The 22560-nt window shown below is 70.7% G+C and carries 17 protein-coding genes; 7 read left to right on the forward strand and 10 right to left on the reverse strand.

Annotated elements, in window-relative coordinates; genetic code table 11:
* The first annotated feature begins 192 nt into the window (after nt 1–192).
* The 7 genes from chvE to ABXS86_RS16570 all read left to right on the forward strand — a co-directional run bounded on the left by chvE (nt 193) and on the right by ABXS86_RS16570 (nt 8381).
* Nucleotides 193–1296: a multiple monosaccharide ABC transporter substrate-binding protein gene (gene chvE, locus ABXS86_RS16540; protein WP_316001915.1), complete on the forward strand. Its 1104-nt coding sequence runs from the start codon at nt 193–195 to the stop codon at nt 1294–1296.
* A gap of 162 nt (nt 1297–1458) precedes the next feature.
* Nucleotides 1459–2985 (forward strand): multiple monosaccharide ABC transporter ATP-binding protein, encoded by a 1527-nt coding sequence (mmsA, locus tag ABXS86_RS16545; protein ID WP_144834331.1) that lies wholly within the window; start codon nt 1459–1461, stop codon nt 2983–2985.
* Complete coding sequence (mmsB, locus tag ABXS86_RS16550; protein WP_307212523.1) at nt 2972–4237, forward strand: multiple monosaccharide ABC transporter permease; 1266 nt, start codon at nt 2972–2974, stop codon at nt 4235–4237. Before mmsA ends, mmsB begins: the two co-directional genes overlap by 14 nt.
* Nucleotides 4238–4323: 86 nt before the next feature.
* Nucleotides 4324–5493, forward strand: a complete 1170-nt coding sequence (locus ABXS86_RS16555; RefSeq protein WP_353665178.1) for a substrate-binding domain-containing protein — start codon at nt 4324–4326, stop codon at nt 5491–5493.
* Between the two features lie 85 nt (nt 5494–5578).
* The gene (locus ABXS86_RS16560; protein WP_307212517.1) at nt 5579–6895 is read left to right on the forward strand and encodes a sensor histidine kinase; all 1317 of its coding nucleotides are present in this window, start codon (nt 5579–5581) and stop codon (nt 6893–6895) included.
* Nucleotides 6883–7548, forward strand: a complete 666-nt coding sequence (locus ABXS86_RS16565) for a response regulator transcription factor (RefSeq protein WP_316001846.1) — start codon at nt 6883–6885, stop codon at nt 7546–7548. Before ABXS86_RS16560 ends, ABXS86_RS16565 begins: the two co-directional genes overlap by 13 nt.
* On the forward strand, nt 7545–8381 hold the full coding sequence (locus ABXS86_RS16570; RefSeq protein ID WP_353665179.1) for a hypothetical protein: 837 nt from the start codon (nt 7545–7547) through the stop codon (nt 8379–8381). The genes ABXS86_RS16565 and ABXS86_RS16570 overlap by 4 nt, the downstream gene beginning before the upstream one ends.
* Before the next feature lie 66 nt (nt 8382–8447).
* On the opposite strand, the gene ABXS86_RS16575 is transcribed toward ABXS86_RS16570, so the two are convergent.
* From ABXS86_RS16575 to ABXS86_RS16620, 10 genes are all read right to left on the reverse strand, one after another.
* Nucleotides 8448–12710 (reverse strand): DUF3418 domain-containing protein, encoded by a 4263-nt coding sequence (locus tag ABXS86_RS16575; protein WP_409988225.1) that lies wholly within the window; start codon nt 12708–12710, stop codon nt 8448–8450.
* Nucleotides 12711–12801: 91 nt separating this feature from the next.
* Nucleotides 12802–13971 carry a glycoside hydrolase family 3 N-terminal domain-containing protein gene (locus tag ABXS86_RS16580; RefSeq protein ID WP_353665181.1) on the reverse strand — a complete coding sequence of 390 codons (1170 nt, stop codon included), beginning with the start codon at nt 13969–13971 and terminating at the stop codon, nt 12802–12804.
* Nucleotides 13972–14056: 85 nt separating this feature from the next.
* Nucleotides 14057–15313, reverse strand: coding sequence for an LCP family protein (locus tag ABXS86_RS16585; protein ID WP_353665182.1), 1257 nt, complete (start codon nt 15311–15313; stop codon nt 14057–14059).
* 88 nt (nt 15314–15401) lie between these two features.
* A complete protein-coding gene (locus ABXS86_RS16590) occupies nt 15402–16574 on the reverse strand; it encodes an ABC transporter substrate-binding protein (RefSeq protein ID WP_353665183.1) in 1173 nt (390 codons plus the stop codon).
* 79 nt (nt 16575–16653) lie between these two features.
* Nucleotides 16654–17436 carry an ABC transporter permease gene (locus tag ABXS86_RS16595; protein WP_353665184.1) on the reverse strand — a complete coding sequence of 261 codons (783 nt, stop codon included), beginning with the start codon at nt 17434–17436 and terminating at the stop codon, nt 16654–16656.
* Nucleotides 17433–18233: an ABC transporter ATP-binding protein gene (locus tag ABXS86_RS16600; RefSeq protein WP_144834198.1), complete on the reverse strand. Its 801-nt coding sequence runs from the start codon at nt 18231–18233 to the stop codon at nt 17433–17435. The genes ABXS86_RS16595 and ABXS86_RS16600 overlap by 4 nt, the downstream gene beginning before the upstream one ends.
* Nucleotides 18230–19210 carry an ABC transporter permease gene (locus ABXS86_RS16605; RefSeq protein WP_353665185.1) on the reverse strand — a complete coding sequence of 327 codons (981 nt, stop codon included), beginning with the start codon at nt 19208–19210 and terminating at the stop codon, nt 18230–18232. Before ABXS86_RS16605 ends, ABXS86_RS16600 begins: the two co-directional genes overlap by 4 nt.
* The gene (locus tag ABXS86_RS16610; protein ID WP_353665186.1) at nt 19207–20253 is read right to left on the reverse strand and encodes a TIGR03842 family LLM class F420-dependent oxidoreductase; all 1047 of its coding nucleotides are present in this window, start codon (nt 20251–20253) and stop codon (nt 19207–19209) included. The genes ABXS86_RS16605 and ABXS86_RS16610 overlap by 4 nt, the downstream gene beginning before the upstream one ends.
* A gap of 11 nt (nt 20254–20264) precedes the next feature.
* Entirely contained in the window at nt 20265–21707 is a 1443-nt protein-coding gene (hydA, locus tag ABXS86_RS16615; protein WP_353665187.1) for a dihydropyrimidinase, read from the reverse strand.
* A 1-nt stretch (nt 21708) separates the two neighbouring features.
* Nucleotides 21709–22557: a nitrilase-related carbon-nitrogen hydrolase gene (locus tag ABXS86_RS16620; RefSeq protein WP_144834205.1), complete on the reverse strand. Its 849-nt coding sequence runs from the start codon at nt 22555–22557 to the stop codon at nt 21709–21711.
* Between the last annotated feature and the right edge of the window lie 3 nt (nt 22558–22560).

Genomic DNA, 22560 nt, shown 5'->3' on the forward strand with positions numbered 1-22560 from the left:
GACTCGCTGCGGAGCGGATCCGTCGAGACGAAGACGTTTCGAACGACACGGGTGAGCCGTGTCGCCGACCGGCCTCGTTTCGCCCCGCCGCCCGTGCGCCCCGACGTGCGCCGACAGCACTGCGCGGTGGACTCCAGGGGGAGACGCCGCGACAACCACCCAATGGAGGGAACCAGAGTGAAGAAGCACAGCATGCTCAAGGCGATCGCGGGCGCGGGCGTCCTCGCGCTCGGCATCGGTCTCGCCGGTTGCGCCGGTGACCGTACCGGCGCCAGCAGCGGAGACTCGCAGGAGGCCGGCGGCACCATCGGTGTGGCCATGCCGACCCAGCAGTCGGAGCGGTGGATCGCCGACGGCAACAACGTCAAGTCGCAGCTCGAAGAGCTCGGCTACCAGGTCGACCTGCAGTACGCGAACGACGACATCCCCACCCAGGTCTCGCAGATCGAGAACATGATCACCACGGGCGCCAAGGCCCTGATCGTCGCCTCGATCGACGGCACGACTCTCACCGACGTCCTGCAGCAGGCCAAGGACGCGAACATCCCCGTCATCGCGTACGACCGCCTGATCAACGGCACCGAGAACGTCGACTACTACACGACGTTCGACAACTACAAGGTCGGCGTCCAGCAGGCCACCTCGCTCCTGACCGGCCTGGGCGTCCTCGACGCCTCGGGCAAGGAGACCGGCGCCGCCGGCCCCTTCAACGTCGAGCTGTTCGCCGGTAGCCCCGACGACAACAACGCCACGTTCTTCTGGAACGGCGCGATGGACACCCTGAAGCCCTACATGGACAAGGGCGTGCTCGTCGTCCCCTCGGGCCAAACCGAGTTCGGCCAGGCTGCCATCCTCCGTTGGCTGCCCGAGACGGCGCAGAAGCGCATGGAGAACATCCTCACCGTCATCGGCGGCACCAAGCTCAACGGTGTGCTCTCGCCCTACGACGGTCTGTCGATCGGCATCATCTCGGCCCTCACCTCGGGCGGCTACTCGGCCAGCGACCTCCCCGTCATCACGGGTCAGGACGCCGAGGCCGGCTCGATCAAGTCGATCATCGCTGGTGAGCAGTACTCGACGATCTTCAAGGACACGCGCGAGCTCGCGAAGCAGGCCGTGACCATGGTCGACGACATCCGCAAGGGTGAGACCCCCGAGACGAACGACACCGAGACGTACGACAACGGCGTCAAGGTCGTTCCCTCGTACCTCCTGCAGTCGACGATCGTCACGAAGGACAACTACAAGGAGCTCCTGGTCGACAGCGGTTACTACACCGAGGACGACCTCAAGTAATCCCTCGGAGGGGCTCCGGCTCCTCCACCCCGCCTCCGCCGCGGCCCGACAGGGTCGCGGCGGAGGCTCCCGCGGGTCTGCGGCATCCGCCCCCGCCCCCCACCATCCCGACCGGCCACGAGCCGGTTCTGCAAGGAGGACCTCGTGAGCACCATCCTCGAGATGCGCTCGATCACCAAGGAGTTCCCCGGCGTCATCGCGTTGGCCGACGTGTCCCTGACCGTCGAGCGCGGTACCGTCCACGCCATCTGCGGCGAGAACGGCGCCGGCAAGTCGACCCTCATGAAGGTGCTCAGCGGTGTGTACCCCGCGGGCGACTACCGAGGCGAGATCGTCTTCGACGGGCAGACCGTCGAGTTCAAAGACATCCGCGACAGCGAAGCGGCCGGCATCGTCATCATCCACCAGGAGCTGGCGCTGAGCCCCTACCTCTCGATCGCCGAGAACATCTTCCTCGGCAACGAGATCACGAACCGCGGCCTCATCGACTGGGACGCCACCAACCGCGAGGCGGCGAAGCTGCTGGCGCGCGTGGGTCTGGGCGACAGCCCCGACGTGCCCGTCAACGAGATCGGCGTCGGCAAGCAGCAGCTCGTCGAGATCGCCAAGGCCCTGTCGAAGGACGTCAAGCTCCTCATCCTCGACGAGCCCACCGCGGCGCTGAACGACGACGACTCCGAGCACCTGCTCGATCTGATCCGCCACCTGCGCGGCCAGAACATCACGTGCATCATCATCAGCCACAAGCTCAACGAGATCCGCGCGATCGCCGACGAGGTGACCATCATCCGCGACGGTCGCACGATCGAGACGCTCGATGTGGCCACCGGCGGCACCAGCGAAGACCGCATCATCCGCGGGATGGTCGGTCGCGAGCTCGAGAACCGCTACCCCGACCGCGACGTCGAGATCGGCGACGAGGTCCTGCGCATCGAGGACTGGAACGTCAGCCACCCCACCGACGGCAACCGCACGGTGATCCACCAGGCGAACCTCACGGTCCGCGCGGGCGAGGTCGTCGGCATCGCGGGTCTGATGGGCGCCGGTCGCACCGAACTCGCGATGAGCGTGTTCGGCAAGAGCTTCGGCTCGAAGATCTCGGGCAACGTCTACATCCGCGGTCAGAAGGCCGACACCTCGACGGTCCCCGCGGCCATCCGCAGCGGTCTCGCCTACGTGACCGAGGACCGCAAGGGTGCAGGTCTCAACCTGATCGACACGATCAAGCGCAACATCTCGCTCGCGGGAATGCGCAAGCTCGTCAAGGGCGGGTTCGTCGACGGCGACGAGGAGTACCTGGTCGCCAACCGCTACCGCAAGTCGATGAACATCAAGGCGCCCAGCGTCGACGTGGTCGTGGGCAAGCTCTCGGGCGGCAACCAGCAGAAGGTCGTGCTGTCGCAGTGGCTCTTCTCCGACCCCGAGGTGCTCATCCTCGACGAGCCGACCCGCGGCATCGACGTGGGCGCCAAGTACGAGATCTACACGATCATCAACTCTCTCGCGGCGCAGGGGAAGGGGGTGCTCGTCATCTCTTCGGAGCTGCCCGAGCTCCTCGGCATCTGCGACCGCATCTACACCCTCAGCGAAGGCCACATCACCGGCCAGCTGCCCATCGAAGAGGCCACTCCGGAGGCCCTCATGGTGCTCATGACGAAGGAGAAGGAAGCCGACCATGTCAGCGCTTGACAACACCGCGACCCAGGCGGGCCCGGGCGGCACGCCCCGCGGTCCCGTGGGAGGCGGAGCCGGGGGAGCCGGCAGCCTCGTGACGTTCTTCACTTCGCGCCTGCGCGAGATCGGCATCTTCATCGCCCTCATCGTCATCGTGCTGCTGTTCCAGGCACTGACCGGCGGGCGCCTGCTCACCGCGGGCAACGTGTCGAACATCATCGTCCAGAACAGCTACATCCTGATCCTCGCGATCGGCATGGTGATGATCATCATCGCCGGCCACATCGACCTGTCGGTCGGTTCGGTCGCCGCCTTCGTCGGCGCGGTCTCGGGTGTGCTCATCGTGCAGTGGGGCCTGCCCTGGTGGCTCGGCATCCTGCTGTCGCTGGTGCTGGGTGCCGTGGTGGGCATGTGGCAGGGCTTCTGGGTGGCCTACATCGGCATCCCGGCCTTCATCGTGACCCTGGCGGGCATGCTGCTGTTCCGCGGTCTCACGCAGATGACCCTGGGCAACACGCAGATCACGCCGTTCCCGACCGAGTACCGCGCCCTGGGTGGCGGGTACCTCTTCCCCGACCTGTTCCCGGCGTCGTCCTCGCCCGCCGAGTGGATCACGGTCGCCCTGGGCGCGCTGACCCTGGTGCTGTTCGTCTTCTCGCAGATGCGCCAGCGTGCGAAGCGTGCGGCCCTCGAGCTGCAGAACGACCCAATGGCGGCGTTCCTGGTCAAGGTCATCGGCGGCAGCGCGCTGATCGCCTACCTCACCTACCTGCTGGGTGTGGCTCCCGGTTCGCGCGGCACGCCCATCGTGCTCGTCGTGCTGGCGCTGCTGATCATCGGATACTCGACGGTCATGAGCCGCAGCGTCTTCGGTCGTCACATCTACGCGATCGGTGGCAACCGCACCGCCGCGAAGCTGTCGGGCATCAACACCCGCCGCGTCGACTTCATGCTGTTCGTGAACATGGGTGTGCTCGCGGCCCTCGCCGGCATCGTGTTCACGGGTCGCCTGAACTCGGCCGGTCCCGGCGCCGGTAACCTCTTCGAGCTCGACGCGATCGCCGCCTCGTTCATCGGTGGAGCGGCCGTGCAGGGTGGTGTCGGCCGCGTGGTCGGCGCGATCGCCGGTGGTCTGGTCATGGGTGTGCTCAACAACGGCATGTCGCTCATGGGCATCTCGACCGACGTGCAGCAGTTCATCAAGGGCCTCGTGCTCCTTCTGGCCGTGGCCTTCGACGTGTGGAACAAGAACCGCACGCGCGGTTGATCCACGCTTCTTCATCGAACGCCCCGTCGCCTCGTGCGGCGGGGCGTTCGTGCGTGTGCGACGCGTTGGTGGGAGAGGATGGACGGATGCCACCTCGTCCGACCCTCCGCGCCGCGGCCGTTCTCGCGCTGGTCGCCGTCGCGCTGACGGGATGCACGTCGTCGCGCGCGCAGACCCAGGGTTCGAACGACGGAGCCGGCGTGATCGGCGTCTCGCTGCCCACCGAGGCCGATGCACAGTGGAGCCGGGGCGGCGATGCGCTGAAGGCCGAGCTGGTCGCGCGCGGGTACGCCGTCGATCTGCAGTTCGCCGCGGGCGACGCGCGCACCCAGGGCTCCCAGGTGCAGAACATGCTGACGAAGGGGGCGGATGCCGTGGTGGTGGCCCCCGTCGCGGTGGGCGACTTGGCGGCTCCTCTCGAGGTCGCGAACGGCGACGGCGTCCCCGTCGTGGAGTTCGCGCGGTCGCTCGCGGGCGTCGATGCGGCGGCAGCGTTCGCGCCGGATCCGACCGAGCTCGGCCGCGCTCAGGCCGAGGCGCTGCTCGCCGACCTGCCGTCATCGGCGTCCGAGCAAGAGGCTCCGGATGCCGCGACGGAGCCGTCGCCGTCGCCGTCCGGTGCGCCGTCGCCCGCGGCATCCGCCCCCGCCACCCCGACCGTCGCGCGCGTCGCGCTGATCACCGGGTCGTCGGACGATCCGTGGGACGAGCAGCGCTTCGCGGCGGCGCTCGACGCGCTGCAGCCGGCGATCGCCGCGGGTACGGTGCAGCTGGTGTCGGGTGCGAGCCTCGAGGCCGCGGCCGTCGACGAGGACACCGCCGCGGGGCAGGCCGCCGCCGCCGAGAAGCGTCTTCGCGCCCTGCGCGTGGATGCCGATGCGCCCACCGCCGTGCTCGCCCTCGGCGATGCGGTCACCCGCGGTGTCGTGACGGCCCTGACCACGGATCCGCCCGCCGAGGAGTCGCCGAGTCCGAGCCCCCGCCCGACCGCGAGCCCGACACCCGAGGCACCGGCGCCGCTGGTGGTGGGCACCGGAGCCGACGCCGCGACCGTCCGGGCCCTGCGCGACGATGTGCTCGACGCGACGATCTTCGCCGACCCCCGTGCCCTCGTCGACGCCACCGCCGACGCGGTGCAGGCGCTGCTCGACGGCGAAACGCCGGCCGAGGGCGAGGGGGTCGCGCCGAGCGTCGTGCGCCCCGACGACGTCGAAGAGCTCCTCTCCTCGGGCTGGGTCTCGACCGACGAGCTCTGAGGGCGCATCATTCGGGTTTTCCCGAATGCGGCTCGGGGGCTGCCCGGGCGGTGCGAGCGCGGGGCTGCGCCCTAGCGTGGAACCCATGACCACGGCATCCGTCCTTCCGCCTCCGCCCTCGACCCCGCCGGTCGCGCCCGCATCGCCGTCCGCAGCCGACGTGCGCCCCGTGCGCATCGGCTCGCCCGCCCGCGTCGCCGGCGCCGCCGCCCACCTGGCCGCTCTCGGCATCGTCGGCCCGGGCGTCTTCGCGGGGCTCATCGGACTGCTCAGCTCCGGATTCGGCCTGCTCGCGGCGCTGCTCATCGGCGTCGTGGTGCTCGTCGCGTTCGTCTACGCGCTGTTCGCCCTGGCGTGGTTCGAGCGGGCGCGCCTCGAGGGCCTGTACGCCTTCGGCCTCGCTCCGTTGCGCCCGCGTCGCAGCCCCAAGCCCGGCTTCGGCGGCGTGCTGCACACCATCTGGCTGCAGGCGATCGACCCCTTGCAGTGGCGCGCCGTCGCTTCGTTCGCGATCTCGACCGTGCTGGGGCTCGCGACCATCACGATGCTCGGAGGCCTCGCCTGGGGCCTGGCGCTCTCGGTCAGCCCGCTGTTCGGCTGGCCCAACCGGCGCTTCCTCGGCATCGTGCCGCTCGAGGGGATCGCGGCTCCGGTCGTCGGCATCCTCGCCGTGATCGTCGGCGCCGCCGCGGTGATCGGCCTGGCCCTGCTGCAGGGCGTCATTGCCCGGGCGATCTTCGTGCCCTCGCGCGAGGCGCAGCTCGTCGAACAGGCGCGCACCTCCGACTCGCGTCGGGCCGGGGCCGTCCGCGCCGCCGAAGTGGAGCGCACCCGCATCGAACGAGACCTGCACGACGGCGTCCAGCCGCGGCTCGTCTCGATCGGCATGACGCTGGGCCTGGCCCAGACCAAGATCGACGACGACCCCGAGGCGGCGAAAGCCCTGGTCGCCGAGGCCCACGCCTCGACGAAGTCGGCCATCACCGAACTGCGGCAGCTGGCCCGCGGCATCCACGCCTCGGTGCTCGAGGATCGGGGGCTGGATGCCGCGCTGTCGGCCCTCGCCTCGCGCTCGCACATCCCCGTGACCCTCGACGTACGCCTCCCGCGCCGCTGCGGTCGCGCCGCGGAGGCGGCGGTGTACTTCGCGATCGCCGAGACCCTCACCAACGCCGCCAAGCACTCGCGGGCCACGGCCTGCCGCGTGCACGTGCGGGTGCGCGACGACGGGTCGCTGTGGGCCCGCGTCGAAGACGACGGCTTGGGCGGTGCGCGCATCGTCCCCGGCGGTGGCCTCGACGGCATCGTCAACCGCGTCACAGCCGCCGGCGGCACGGCGCGCATCGACAGCCCGCAGGGCGGCCCGACGACGGTGGAGGTGAACGTCCCGTGCGCGTCTTGATCTGCGAAGATTCCGTGCTGCTGCGGGAGGGGCTGGTGCGCCTCCTCGCCGATGACGGCCACGAGGTCGTGGCGGCGCTCCCGGATGCCGAGGGTCTGGAGCAGGCCGTGTCGGACACGGCACCGGAGCTGTGCATCCTCGACGTGCGGCTGCCGCCGACCTGGACCGACGAGGGCATCCGCGCGGCGATCGCGCTGCGGTCGCGGCATCCGGGTCTCGCCGTGCTGGTGCTGTCGCAGTACGTCGAGGAGCGCTACGCGAGCGACCTGATCGCCGACGGCCAGGGCGCCCTCGGGTACCTGCTGAAAGACCGCGTCGCCGACGTCAAGGACTTCCTCGCCGCGGTCGCCTCGATCGCGGGCGGAGCCACGGTGCTCGACCCCGAGGTGGTGGCGCAGCTGCTCACCCGGCGCCGCCGCGACGAGCGCCTGCAGAGCCTCACCGAACGCGAGCGCAGTGTGCTCGCCCTCATCGCCGAAGGCCGCTCGAACCAGGCGATCGCCGCCGCGCTATTCGTCTCGGAGGCCAGCGTCGAGAAGTACATCACCGCCATCTTCACCAAGCTCGGCCTCGAGCAGGACGAAACAGGCAACCGCCGCGTGATCGCCGCGCTCGTCCACCTCGGCCACGACACCACCGGAGCTGCGTCATGACCCTCGAAACCCCCCTCGCCCCGACCCCCGATCCCGCGCCCCAGCCGCCTCGCCGGGGAGCCGCCTTCGCGGTGTCGGTCGTCACCATCGCCGTCGGCGCATGCATCGCGCTCGGTACCCTCGCCGGCACCGGCGCCTCGGCCGTGGTCTCGCTGCGCGACACGGGCGAGAACAGCGCCGTGCTCGACAGGGGCGTGGAGGGTCTGACCGACGTCGACATCGACGTGGCCGCGGGCGCCCTCACCATCGCGTACGGCGACGTCAGCGAGGCCCGCCTCGACGCCGACCGCGAGGGGCCGCGCGGCTGGAGCTTCGACCGCCGCGGAGACACCCTGCGCGTGTCGTCGCCGGAGGGACCCTTCGCGGGGGTCGGCACCGGCTCCCGCGCGACGCTCACCCTTCCGCGCGAGCTCGAGGGCAGCGGCATCCGCGCCTCCATCGACGTCACAGGCGGGTCGCTCGACCTCGACGGCGACTTCGGGGCGCTGTCGGTGCAGCTCGCCGGCGGGGCGGCGACGCTGCGCGGATCGGCTGCCGAGCTCGACGTGTCGGTCTCGGGTGGGGCTGCGACGGCTCGGGTCGACGATGTGTCGACCGCGTCGTTCGAGGTGGCCGGGGGCGACCTCACCGCCGAGCTCGGGGGCCTCACCCCCGACCGCACGAAGGTCGACGTCACGGCCGGCTCGGCCGACATCACCCTGCCCGACGACGACTACCGCGTGAACGTGGACGACGGCCTCGGCCGGATCGACAACGCGCTGCGCACCGACGCCTCCGCCACGGCGCGCGTCGACGTGCAGGCGACGATGGGTCAGGTGCGCCTGCACTCCTGAGAGCCACTCGCGTGAGGGGTCATCTTCGGTCGCTTCGAGCTCCGCTCGGCGACGGAAGATGACCCCTCACGCGCTCTTGAGCGCCTTCGCGATGCGCTGCGGCGACACCGGCTCGGCCGTGCCGAGGCGCTGGGCGAACAGGCTCACGCGCAGTTCTTCGAGCAGCCAGCGGGTCTGCACGAGGTTCGCGGGGGCGTCGGCCGGCAGCGGAACGGTCCCGCCGGCTTCGACGAAGCCCGCGGCGGAGCGCTCGTACTCGGTCATGCGCTGGCGGTCGCGGCCGGGGTTGTCGGACAGCGTCTTGACGCGGTCGAGGGCTCCGGCCAGATACCGCGGCAGGTGCTGCAGCCGCGCGAGGCCCGTGCGCGAGAGGAATCCCGGGAAGATCAGTCCCTTCAGCTGCCCGCGCACGTCGTTCAGCGCGCCGAGCAGCGTGATGGATGAGGCGTCCTTCATCGCGCGGTCGACCTCGCGCTGCGCGAGCAGGATCTTCGCCGCGAGCGACACCGTCTGGAAGGTGCGGTCGACGGATGCCGCGGAGAAGGCGTCGCGCACGCGTTCGAAGTCGGCCTTCGTGCGCACGACGCCGCTCGGCGCCTCGCGCAGCAGCACGTCGTCGGCGAGGGCCACGCGGGCATCCTCGATGAGCGCCTTGGCGTTCTGGTACGGCGAGGCCGCGAGGGCGAGCTTCTCGTTCGCCGTGAGGTGGTCGAGCACGTACGTCGCGGGCGAGGGGACGGCCAGCAGCAGGAGACGACGGATGCCGGCACGCGTGTGCCGCGCCGCGTCTTCGGGTGTCGCCTCCACGCGCAAGGCGACACTGTCTCCCTCATCGACCAGGGCGGGGTAGCCGCGCACGACACCGCCGGCGACCGGGGTGTCGACGACCTCGGTGAGCTCATCGAGATCCCAGGTCGTCAGCTTCGAGCGCGAGGCGAAGGCGGGGGAGGCCTCGGCGACCTTCGCGGCTCTCTGCGCCGGGCGCGCGATCGTCGACTCCACGCTGGAGCGGGCCTTGTCGGCGAGACGGCGCTGCAGGGTCGCCAGGTCGCGGTCGCTGCCGATCGCTCGGCCGCGTGCGTCGACGGCGCGGAACGACGGCATGAGGTGGCCGGGAACCCGCTCGAGCTCGAAGTCGGCGGCGCTCACCCGCTGATTCGCGACGCGCTGCACGAGGGCGGCGAGGGCGTCGACGAGCGTCGTCTTCGGCAGACCGTTTGCGTGCTCGGGGCCCTTCTCGGCGAGCTCGGCCGAGAACTTCTCCGCCCAGTCGGCGGCGGGCACGACGTTGCGGCGGATGGTCTTCGGCAGCGCGCGCAGCAGAGCGGTGACGAGCTCGTCGCGCATGCCCGGAACCTGCCAGTCGAAGCCGTCGGGGCGCAGCTGCGCGAGCAGCGGCAGCGGCACGACCACCGTCACGCCGTCGTCGGGGGCTCCCGGTTCGAAGCGGTACGCGAGGTTGAGGGTCTGATCGCCCTGCCGCCAGCGCGCGGGGAAGGCCCGGTCGTCTCCCTGGGCGCGGTTGCCGGTGAGGTCGGACTCGCGCAGGTCGAGCAGGTGCGGGGTGCGGTTCGAGGCGTCCTTCCACCACGTCTCGAACGAGCGCACGTCGGTGACGTCGGCCGGGATGCGCGAGTTGTAGAACGCGAAGACGGCCTCGTCGCCGATCAGGATGTCGCGGCGACGCTCGCGCTCCTCGATCTTCTCGAGCAGGCGGCGCTGCTCCTGGTTGCGGCGGAGGAACGCGGTGAGGCGCTTGTCGAGCACCGAGGGGTCCCACTCGCCCTCCACCAGCGCGTGGCGCACGAACATCTCGCGTGCGAGCGGCCGATCGAAGCGCGCGAGCTGCACCCGGCGACGCCCGACGAGCTCGACGCCGAAGAGGGTGACCTTCTCGTAGGCGGCGGCGGAGCCGGCATCCTTCGACCAGTGCGGCTCGCTGAGGGAGCGCTTGACCAGGTCGGGGGCGAGCTCCTCCGCCCACGCCGGGTCGACGGCGGCGACCGTACGGGCGAACAGGCGCGAGGTCTCGACGAGCTCGGCGGCCATGACCGCCGAGGGCCGCTTCTTCTTCAGGCCCGAGCCGGGGAAGATGGCGAACCGCGCCCCGCGCGCGCCGATGTACTCGCCCTTGGTGGGGCGGGCATCACCCGGCGCCTTGCGGTCTTTGGCCTGCGCCATCGTGCGGGGGTCCAGGATGCCGAGGTGCGAGAGCAACCCGGAGAGGATCGCGCGGTGGATGGCGTCGCCGGCGGCGTGCCCCTCGGGGGCGGTGTTCTGGTCGGCGGCTTTCGAACCACGTCCCGATTTGGTCGCCCCATGTCCCGATTTGTGCGGCTTGGAGGGGTCGGAGCCAGCCGAAGGGGGGACATGGTTCCGCGCGCGACGGCCTCCGTCGCCCGAGCCCCGCGAGCCACCCTCACCGGAGCGCTCGCCGCCGAGCGACCGCAGCTGCCGGTGGACGTCCATCCACTCGCGCACGCGCACGTAGTTGAGGTGCTCGCTGCGGCACAGGCGCCGGAACGCGCTCGAGCCGAGCTCGGCCTGCTTCTCCTGCAGGTAGTCCCAGAGGTTCAGAAGGGAGAGGAAGTCGCTGGTGGGGTCGGTGAAGCGCGCATGGAAGCGGTCGGCTTCCTCCCGTCGCTCCTCGGGCCGTTCGCGCACGTCCTGGATCGACATGCCCGACACGATCGCGAGCACCTCGCTCGACACGTCGTTGCGACGCGCCTCGATGAGCATGCGGGCGAAGCGCGGGTCGATCGGCAGGCGCGCGATCTCGCGTCCGATCTCGGTGAGGCGGGGGCCGTCCTCGCGGGGACCACGCGCGCCGCGCTGCCGAGACGGGTCGGCGTCGTCGCGCACGTCGCGCTCGCGCGAGGCGTCGGCACCGCGCGAACCGGGAGCGGGCAGCTTCACCGCGCCGAGCTCGACGAGAAGGTCGAACGCCGCCTTCACCCCTCGCGAATCGGGCGGGGTGAGGAACGGGAAGGCCTGGATGTCGCCGAAGCCGAGCGACAACATCTGGAGGATGACGGATGCCAGCGACGTCCGCAGGATCTCGGGTTCGGTGTACTCCGGGCGACGCGTGAAGTCGTCTTCGGAGTAGAGCCGGATCGCGATGCCGGGCGAGGTGCGCCCCGCACGCCCGGAACGCTGCTGCGCCGAGGCCTGCGACACGGCCTCGATCGGCAGGCGCTGGATCTTCGACCGGTTGCTGTAGCGCGAGATGCGGGCGGTTCCGGTGTCGACGACGTACCGGATGCCGGGGACGGTGAGACTCGTCTCGGCGACGTTCGTGGCGAGGATGACGCGGCGGCGCACGCCCGCGACGCTCGAGCGCTCGAACACGCGGTGCTGTTCGGCCGCGGAGAGGCGTCCGTAGAGGGGCAGCACCTCGGTGGGCGAGGTGTCCTTCTGGTACGCCCCGCGGATGGCATCCGCCGCATCGCGGATCTCGGCCTCGCCGGGGAAGAAGACGAGCACGTCGCCCGGGGCCTCGCGATCGAGTTCGCGCAGGGCGGCGACGACGGCTCCGACCTCGTCGGCGTCGTCGTCGGAGCGCCCCGCCTTGGCGGCCGGCCGGGCCGGGCTGCGGGGCTTCTTCGGCTGCGGCGCCGGGGTCCCGGCATCCGGGGTCTCGTCGTCGGCGTCGTCGGCAACCACGTCCGCGCCGTCGACCGGCCGGTACCGGATCTCGACCGGATACGTGCGGCCCGACACCTCGATGACCGGCGCCGGGGTCGGCTCGCCGCCCGGCTCGGTGGGAGCCGCCGCGAAGTGCCGCGCGAAGCTCTCGGGGTCGATCGTCGCCGAGGTGACGATGACCTTGAGGTCGGGGCGCTTCGGCAGGATCCGGCGCAGGTAGCCGAGCAGGAAGTCGATGTTGAGCGAGCGCTCGTGCGCCTCGTCGACGATGATCGTGTCGTAGCGGCGCAGCAGCCGGTCGCGGTGGATCTCGTTGAGCAGGATGCCGTCGGTCACCAGCGCCACGCGCGTATCGGCCGACACCTTGTCGGTGAAGCGCACCTTGTAGCCGACGGTCGAGCCGAGCGGAACCTGCATCTCTTCGGCGATGCGCTCGGCGATCGTGCGCGCGGCGATGCGGCGCGGCTGGGTGTGCGCGATCGAGGTGCGGCCCAGCTCGAGGCAGATCTTGGGCAGCTGCGTGGTCTTGCCCGAGCCCGTCGCCCCGGCGACGATCACGACCTGGTGGTCGCGGATGGCGCGCGCGATCTCGTCCCGCGCGGCGCTGACGGGCAGCTCGGGCGGGTAGACGATGACGGGTTCGACAGACACAGCCTTCCAGCCTATCGGCCTCGTCGCCTTCATCGCCCGCCGGGCACCGAATCCCGCGTGAGAGGTCGCTTCCTGTCGCCTGACTCACCTGCTGGACGACCGAAAGCGACCCCTCACGCAAGACTCACGGCATCGACGCCTTCTGCGCCAGGATCCGGCGCACCGCCGCGTCGACCTTGGCGGCGAACGCGGGGTCGGCCTGGGCGCGCGCGAGCACGGCCCGGTGCATCTCGGCGTACACCGAGGGGTCGGCCGAGACCAGCAGCAGGTCGATGCCGGCATCCACCGCGAGGGTCGCGCGATCCGCGGGCGACCACGGCTGCACCTGCCGCGCGGCCGAGAGGTCGTCGACGGTGACCACGCCGTCGAAGCCGACGCGATCGCGCAGCACACCGACCACGGCGGGCGAGAAGGCCGCCGGCGCCGAGGGGTCGATCTGCGCGTAGATCGCGGTCGACAGCATCACGACCCCGGGGCCCTGCGGCAGCACGCTCGAGTACACGCCGACGTCCGCTCCGTCGGCGGTGACGGTGTCGTCGGTCACGCCGCTGCGGGTGTCGGTGTTCTCCGTCACGCGACCGAGTCCCGGGAAGTGCTTGAACGTCGGCAGCACGCCGCCCGCGCGCATGCCCGCGGCGAAAGCGCCGACCTTGGCCGCGACCGTGGTGCCGTCGTAGCCGTACTCGCGGGCCAGCGCGCCGATCGGGGGGTTGGATGCCGCGGCATCCGGGCTCGTGACGACGTCGGCCACGGGCGCGAGGTTCATGTTCACCCCGGCCGACGCGAGCTGCGCGCCCCACGTGGTCGCCGCCGCCTGCAGAGAGGCGTCGTCCTGCTGGCCCTGCCGGACGGCCGAGGGGATGTCGTCGAACCCGGGGCCCGACAGCACCTGCACGGTCCCGCCCTCTTGATCGGTGGCGACCCACAGCGGCGGCTGGCCCGCTGCGACGACCGAGGTGAAGCCCTGCACGAGGGCAGCGGTGGCCTCGGTACCCGCACCGGATCGCCCGTGCAGGAAGATCCCGCCGATGTGGTCGTTCTGCACGGCCGCGAGAGTCGTCGGGTTGGCGCCCTCGACCGAGGTGCCCACCATGAACATCTGCCCCACCTTGTCGCTGAGGCTCATGCCCGCGAGCGGGTCGGGCGTGCGCGTGGGGGTGGGGGTCGGCGTGGGGGTGGGGGTGGCGGATGCCGAGGGGGTCGGGGCGGCGGAAGGGGCTGCGGCGGGCGCGCAGCCGGCGAGGGCGAGCGCCGCGACCACGACGAGCATCGAGAAGCGGGGGGCGGTCTTCACCCCTCGATGGTGGCCCATCGACCTGAGCGTCCGGTCCCCGCGCGGGCGGCTTGCGCTCGCGCGGGGCGGGGCGTAGGGACGGGGATCAGCCGTTGCCGGCGGAGCACGTGGCCTGGTCGGCCTTGGTGCCGCTGACGTTGCTGGGCAGCTCCACAACGCCGGGCGTGCCACTGGCGTCGGGGGAGGCGCTCGCATCCGGAGTCGGGGTGCCTTCGACGGGGGCCGAGGCATCGGGAGCCGGCGTCGGAGCCGACGGGTCGGCGACGACGCCGCCGTTGCCGTTCGACTCGCCGGTGAGGGCGAGGGCCGCGTTGCTGTTCAGCGCGTCGAACAGTACCTGCGCGGAGGCCTCGTCGGGGACCACGTGGTTGGAGTTGTACGGATCCGGAAGCACCGGGTACTGCACGAACGTGAACTCGCTGAACGGCACGTCTTTCAGCGTGTACGCGAGCTGGGCGATGCGGATCGGGTCGGCGAGGCTCTCGCTCGGCTCGATGTTATTCACCGCGGTGTTCGCGAGGCCGATGAGGGTGCCCGGGTTCGACAGCACCTCGTCGCTGCGCAGCTTGTTCACCAGGCGCGACATGTACTGCTGCTGGTTGCCGATGCGGGCGAGGTCGCTGCCGTCACCGACGCCGTAGCGGGTGCGCAGGAAGGCGAGGGCGTCGAAGCCCTTGACCACGCGGGGTCCGGCGTCCCATGTGATGCCGGCATCCGGATCATCGATCCCGTCGCCGCCGATGCACACCTCGACGCCGCCGATCGCGTCGGTGATGTTGACCACGTTGCCGAAGCTCACCTTCGCCGCGAACGGGATGCTCTGACCCGTCAGGCCGGAGACGGTGTCGGCGACGCAGGGCAGGCCGCCGTCTTCGTAGGAGGTGTTCATCGAGGCCCTGTCGGTGCCGCCGAACACCGAGCCGTCTTTGTTCGTGCACTCGGGGATCGCGACCTGCAGGTCGCGGGGGAACGACACGACCGTGACGCGCCGCGGGTCGGCCGAGACGTGCAGCAGCATGTTGACGTCGTTGCGGGCGCCGTCGTTCTCGGGGTCGGAGCAGCGAGGGCCGAAGGCGGCCGCCACGACGTCGTCGCACTCGTCGGTGCCCACCACCAGCACGGCGAACGGCTCGCTGTATTCGCTCAGGGCGGGGGGTTCGACCGGGGCGTCCTTCAGCGGAACCGAGGCCTCCTGCAGGCGGCTCGTCAACGACCAGGCGTAGAAGCCGCCGACCGCGACGGCGGCGACGACGACGACCGCCGCGACGATGGCGACGGCTTTCACGCCGCGACGCCAGGGCGACGCGGGCTCTCGGCGCGCGTGCTGCGGGGGAGGCTTCATCCGGTCAGTCAACCACGGCGGGGCCCGCGGAGGGGAGTGACCCGCACGGGGCGACCGGTCGCTGCCGGCCGCCCCGTGCGGGTGAGGGTTACTGTCCGCCCTCGGTGAGGGTGACGTCGATCGGCGTGTAGTCGCCGTCGACGGTGACGCCCTCGTCCTTCAGCGCGGTGAGCGCGGCCTGTACGTAGTCGTTCGAGTACGCGGATGCCGGCGGCTCGGTCGTGATGAGGTTGAGGCCGTCCTGGTTCTTGGCGGCCAGGGCGCCCTTGACCGTCTTGTCCCACGCGGCGGAGTCGACGACGCCGAAGTCGCCGCCGGTCCAGATGAGCTTGTTGACCTCGTTCATCTGCCACAGCTGGTGGGTCGGTCCGACGGGGAAGGCGCTCACGCCGGGGGCGGTCGCGGCCGTGTAGGTGATGTCGGCGGCCTCGGTGGGGTTGTCGCGCGCGAACACCCAGCCCTTGATGACCGCCTTGAGGAAGCGCGTGGCGGCGTCGGCGTAGGCGGGGTCTTCCGACAGACGCTTCGTGTCGGCCCAGATCGCGTCCTGCAGCATGGCGCCGGCGGTGTCCTCGTACGAGATCACGTCGATGTCGTCCATCGTGTACAGCTTCCCGGTGGAGGGGTTCACCGTCTCGAGCAGCTGGGCGAGCTCGTTGTAGGTCATCGCCTGGGCGGCGTCCACGTCCTTGTCGAGCAGGGCGTTCATCGAGAAGTCCTGCGTGGTGATCTGCACGGTGGAGGCGTCGAGACCCTTGTCGGCCATCGCGGCGAAGATCTCCCACTCGTTGCCGAAGCCCCACGAGCCGATGCGCTTGCCCTCGAAGTCGTCGACGCTCGTGATGCCCGAGCCCTTCCACGACACCTGGGTCGTCCCCGACTTCTGGAAGACCTGCGCGATGTCGGTGAGCTCGACGCCCTGGTTCTCCATCGTGCCGAGCACTTTGGGCACCCACGCGACGGCGAAGTCGACGTCGCCGGCGACGAGGGCGTCCTGCGGCACGATGTCACCGCCGGAGGGGACGACCTCGACGTCGTCGAAGCCCTCCTCCTGGAAGTAGCCCTTGTCGAGCGCGACGTAGTAGCCGGCGAACTGCGCCTGCGGCAGCCACTGCAGCTGCAGCTTGACCGAGGTCAGGGGCGTGAAGTCCTCCGTCGACGCGGCGTCGGGGGTCGAGCTTCCGGCGCAGGCGGAGAGGGCGAGGGATGCCGCGGCGAGTGCGGCCATCGCGCCGAGGGCGCGACGTGTGCTGTGTGACATGGGTGTCCTTTCGGGAGGCGGGTGTTGCAGGTGTGGAGCGGGTGGAACCTGTTCTGTCGAGGGCGGGTGGAGGTGCCGGTCAGGCCGGCGGACGCCCCGCGCCGAGGCGTCGCGAGACGACGCGCTCGAGCAGCGAGGTGACGAGGAAGAAGACGAGACCGATCGCGATGCCGCCCGCGACGAACGCCCAGGCGAGCGAGGCGCGTCCGGATTTGGCGTAGGTGGCGATCGCGGTGCCGATGCCGTCGGCGGGTCCGCCGAAGTACTCGGCGACCAGGGCCGAGATGACCGCGAGCGAGGCGGCGACGCGGATGCCGGTGAGCAGGTACGGCAGAGCGGTGGGCAGCGTCAGCAGGCGGAAGGTCTGCGAACCGTTCGCCGCGGTCGCGCGGAAGAGGTCGCGCTGCACGGGTCGTGTCTGCTGCAGGCCGCGCAGGGTGTTGACGAACACGGGGACGAAGGCGGCGATCCCGGCCACCGCCTGGCGGCCGAACTGGCTCGAGGCGCCGAACATCGTGTTCAGGATCGGCGTGAGGGCGACGATCGGCACGACCGCGAGGGCGGCGATGAGCGGAGCCGTCATGCCGTCGACGGGCCGCCAGGTGGCGGCCAGCGCCGCGAGGGCGACGGCCACGACGCTGCCGGCGACGAGGCCGACGAGCGCATTGGTGCCGGTGATGGCGGCGGCTTCGGCCACCAGCGGCATCCGCCCGGTGAGCTCGCCCGCGATCGCGAGCGGGTCGGGCAGCATGCGCGGGGCGGAGCCCGACGCCACGTAGGCGAACCACAGCGCGAGGCCGAGCACTCCGACGAGCACGGGCGCCGCGAACCGCACCCACGAGGGCAGGCGGGTGGCCGTCATCGCTCGTTCACCCGTTGCAGGGGAGCGCCGTGCAGGGCCTCGCGCACGGCGGTGACGCGCGCGAAGTACTCCGGCGATTCGCGCAGGGCCTCGTCGCGCGGGCGTCCGGGGCGCGTATCGATCACATCGGTGATACGGCCGGGGCGCGGGCTCATGACGACCACGCGGTCGGAGAGGAAGACGGCCTCGGGGATCGAGTGGGTGACGAAGACCACCGCGGCTCCCGTCTCGGCGGCGATGCGGGCGAGCTCGGTCTGCAGGCGTTCGCGCGTCATCTCGTCGAGGGCGCCGAACGGCTCGTCCATCAGCAGCAGCTGGGGCGAGGCGGCGAGAGAGCGGGCGATGGCGACGCGCTGCTGCATTCCGCCCGAGAGCTGGTCGGGGTATCGGCCGACGAAGTCGGACAGGCCGACGAGCTCGGCGAGTTCGGCCACGCGGGCGTCGCGCTTCGCCTTCGCCCACCGGTGCAGTTCGAGCGGCAGTGCGATGTTCGCCGCGACCGTACGCCAGGGCAGCAGTCCCGCCTGCTGAAAGGCGATGCCGTAGTCCTGGTCGAGGCGGGCCCGCCGGGCGGTCTTGCCGAAGATGGTGAGCTCTCCCGCGGTGGCGTCGTCGAGGTCGGCGATCAGGCGCAGCAGCGTCGACTTGCCGCAGCCCGACGGCCCGATGAGCGACACGAATTCGCCCGCGGCCACCTCGAGGTCGACGCCGGTGAGGGCGGTCACCTCTCCGGATGCCGCGGGGAACACCTTTCCGATTCCGGTGGCGTGCACGGCGGGGGTGGGTGGGGTGGTCATCGGGTCTCCTCTCCGCGACGGAAGCGGTGCAGCGTCACGCCGATGAGCGCGACGCCCGCGGCGGCGACGAGCCCGATCACGACGGTGCCGAAGGTCGGCGCCCAGGGGGCGGCGGGGTCGGACGAGGCTTGCCCTGCGAGCTGGATGAGCATGCGGCCGATACCGCCGCGCAGGCCGATCGACACCTCGGCGACGACGGCGCCGACCACGGCAGAGGCGGCGGCGAGGCGGAGCGCCGGCAGCAGGTGCGGAACGGCGGCGGGCAGGCGCAGGTGCACGAGCGTCTGCCACCACCCCGCCGACTGGGTGTGGAAGAGGTCGCGGTGCAGGGCGTCGGGCGACTCGAGCCCGCGCAGGGTTCCGATCGCGACGGGGAAGAAGGCGAGGTACGACGCGATGAGGGCGACCGAGAACCACTGCGGCCACGGCACCACCCCCGCGCGGTCGATCTGGTTGCCCAGCGCGTTGACCACGGGGGCGAAGGCGATGAGCGGCACGATCTGACTCACCACGATCCACGGCAGCAGGCCCCACTCCACCAGACGCCAGCGCTGCATCGCGATGCCCAGGATGCCGCCGACCACCACGCCGATCACCCAGCCCACCGCGGCGAGGCCGAGGGTGGTGCCCGCGGCCTCGAGCACCGAGACGATCAGCGGGGGAGTCGCCCCGCCGCTCGTGGGCTGGAACATCCGCGCGATCATGTCCCACACGTGCGGCATGGCGCGGTCGTGGGTGCGGGGGAGCAGGATGACGCCCGACCCGGCCGATCCGTCGCCGCCCACGGTGACGCCGTCGGCGGGACCGAGGAGCTTGTACAGCTCCCAGAGCGCGACGAGGGCGGCGACCCCCGCGACGCCCCACCCCACCCGGGCGATGAGCCCGGACGAACGTGCGGCCCGGCGACGCGGCATCCGCCCGCCCGTGTCGGGAACGACCCCGGTCACGGAGCCGGGGGCCACCGCCTGATCGGTCACCGCTTCGCCGTCACCGGGGGAGTGAGCGCGGGGATCACGCTCTCGCCGTAGACCCGCATCGTCTCCTCTTTGTTGTCGTGCTGCAGGTAGCCGGCGAACTGGGTGACGCCCAGCGCGCGCAGCTTCTCGAGCTTCGCGATGTGCTCCTCGGCGGTGCCGAGCACGCAGAAGCGCTCGACGATCTCGTCGGGCACGAAGTCGACGTGGTCGTTGTTGCTCTTGCCGTGCGAGTTGTAGTCGTAGCCCGTGCGCCCGGCGATGTAGTCGGTGAGGGCGGCCGGAACGTTCCCTTCGGTCCCTGAGCTTGTCGAAGGGCCGTACTTCGCCACGATGTCGGCGACGTGGTTGCCCACCATCCCGCCGAACCAGCGGCACTGCTCGATCATGTGCGCGCGCGATTCGGGGGTGTCCTCGCCGATGTACATCGGGGCGGCGACGCAGAAGGCGATCTCGTCGGGGTCGCGTCCGACGTTCTCGGCCGCCTCCCGCACGGTCGTGATCATCCACTCGGCGATGTCGAGGTCGGCCAGCTGCAGGATGAAACCGTCGCCCACCTCTCCGGTGAGCTTGAGCGCGAGGGGGCCGTACGCGGCGACCCACACCTCGAGCTCCGATCCCCGGCTCCAGGGGAACTGCAGAGTCGCGCCGTTGTACTCCACGGCGCGGGAGTTGCCGAGCTCGCGGATCACGTGGATCGACTCGCGCAGTGCCTTGAGCGTCGTCGGCCGCCCGTTCGTGACGCGCACCGCCGAGTCGCCGCGGCCGATGCCGCAGATCGTGCGGTTGCCGTACATCTCGTTGAGCGTCGCGAACGTCGAGGCCGTCACCGTCCAGTCGCGCGTCGCGGGGTTGGTCACGAAGGGGCCGACCGTGATGCGGCGGGTGGCCGCGAGGATCGCCGAGTGCACGACGTACGGCTCCTGCCACAGCAGGTGCGAGTCGAAGGTCCACACATGGCTGAAGCCGTGCGCCTCGGCGAGCTGCGAGAGCTGCACCGTGCGGGCGGCGGGGGGATTCGTCTGCAGGACGACACCGAAGTCCATGGGGTCTCCTCTCAGACCAGGTACTGGCTCAGGCCGCGCTTGATGTAGCGACCGTGACCCTTGTCGCCGATGTAGCCGCCGGCATCCACCACCACCCGCCCCCGCGAGAGCACGGTGTCGACGCGACCGTCGATCTCGTATCCCTCCCACGCGGAGTAGTCCATGTTCATGTGGTGGCTGCGGCCCTCGCCGATGCCGATCGAGGTGTGCCCGTTCGGGTCGTAGACGACCACGTCGCCGTCGGCGCCGGGCTGGATGACGCCCTTCTGCCCATACATGCCGAACATGCGCGCGGGGGTCGTGCTGGTCAGCTCGACCCAGCGGGGGAGCGTGATCTGCCCGGTCACGACGCCCTGGTACATGAGGTCCATGCGGTGCTCGACCGAGCCGATGCCGTTGGGGATCTTCGAGAAGTCGCCGACGCCGAGCTCCTTCTGGTCCTTCATGCAGAAGGGGCAGTGGTCGGTCGACACCATCTGGATGTCGTTCGTGCGCAGCGACTGCCACATGTGGTGCTGGTGGCCCTCGTGCTTCGAGCGCAGCGGCGTCGAGCACACCCACTTCGCGCCCTCGAAGTCGCCCCACTCGGCGCTCGAAGCGCCGAGCTGGTCTTCGAGCGAGAGGTAGAGGTACTGCGGGCAGGTCTCGCCGAACACGTTGAGACCGCGGTCGCGCGCCTCGGCGATCTGCTCGACCGCCTGCTTCGCGCTGACGTGCACGACGTAGAGCGGGGCACCGGTGAGGTCGGCGAGCATGATCGCGCGGTGGGTGGCCTCTTCCTCGGCCTGCCAGGGGCGGGTCGTGCCGTGGAAGTACGGGCTCGTCTCGCCGCGGGCGAGGGCCTGCTGCACGAGCACGTCGATGATGGCGCCGTTCTCGGCGTGCATCATCATCATCGCGCCGTTGTCGGCGCCTTTCTGGAACGCCCGCAGGATCTGGCCGTCGTCCGAGAGGAAGACGCCCTTGTAGGCCATGAAGAGCTTGAAGCTCGTCACCCCCTCGGCGATGAGCTCGTCCATCGCGGTGAGCGAGGTGTCCTGCACGTCGGAGAGGATCTGGTGGAAGCCGTAGTCGATCGCGCACTGCCCGGCGGCCTTGTCGTGCCAGGCCTGGTAGCGGTCGAGGATGTTCTCGTCGGGGTACTGCACGACGAAGTCGACGATGCTCGTCGTGCCGCCGATCGCCGCCGCCCGGGTGCCGGTCTCGAACGTGTCCGAGGCCTCGGTACCGCCGAAGGGCATCTGCATGTGGGTGTGCGCGTCGATGCCGCCCGGGATCACGTACTTGCCCGTGGCGTCGACGACGGTGTCGACGGATGCCGCGAGGTCGTGGCCCAGCAGGGTCAAACCCGGCTGCAGCACGGCGACGATCTTCTCGCCGTCGATGAGCACGTCGGCGGCGCCCGTGCCGGTGGCGTTGACGACGGTGCCGCCCGAGATCAGGGTGGTCGCCATCTCAGGCCTCCACGATCTCGCCGTAGGTGTCGGGCCGGCGGTCGCGGTAGAACTGCCAGTCGTCGCGCATCTGCTGCACGAGGTCCATGTCGAGGTCGCGCACGAGGATCTCCTCGTGCTCACCCGAGCCGAGCGCGCCGACGTGGTTGCCGCGCGGGTCGATCACCTGGCTCGTGCCGTAGAAGGTCACGGCATCCGCCCCGTACTCGTTGTCCTCCCGGCCGACGCGGTTGGGCTGCAGCACGAAGTAGCCGTTGGCCACGGCCGCGCACGGACCCTCGACCTCCCACAGGCGGTTCGACAGCCCGGGCTTGGTGGCGTTGGGGTTGAAGACCATGTGCGCGCCGTTCAGGCCCAGTTCGCGCCAGCCCTCGGGGAAGTGACGGTCGTAGCAGATGTACATGCCGACCTTGCCGACGGCAGTGTCGAACACGGGGTAGCCGAGGTTGCCGGGGCGGAAGTAGAACTTCTCCCAGAACTTGTCGAGGTGGGGGATGTGGTTCTTGCGGTAGCTGCCGAGCACGGTGCCGTCGGCGTCGACCAGCACCGAGGTGTTGTAGTAGACGCCGGTCTGGGCCTCTTCGTAGATGGGGAGCACCGTGACCAGCCCGAGCTCCTTGGCGAGGGCGGCGAACCGCTGCACGATGGGGCCGTCGACGGGCTCGGCGTAGCGGTAGTACTTCTGGTCCTGCGTAATGCCGAAGTAGGGGCCGTAGAACAGCTCTTGGAAGCACAGCACCTGCGCTCCCTGCGCGGCGGCGTCTCGAGCGAACTGCTCGTGCTTGTCGAGCATCGACGCTTTGTCGCCGGTCCAGGTCGTCTGCGTGATCGCTGCGCGCACCGTCGTCATGGG

It is taken from the genome of Microbacterium sp. che218, assembly GCF_040436305.1.
Lineage (GTDB): Bacteria > Actinomycetota > Actinomycetes > Actinomycetales > Microbacteriaceae > Microbacterium > Microbacterium algihabitans.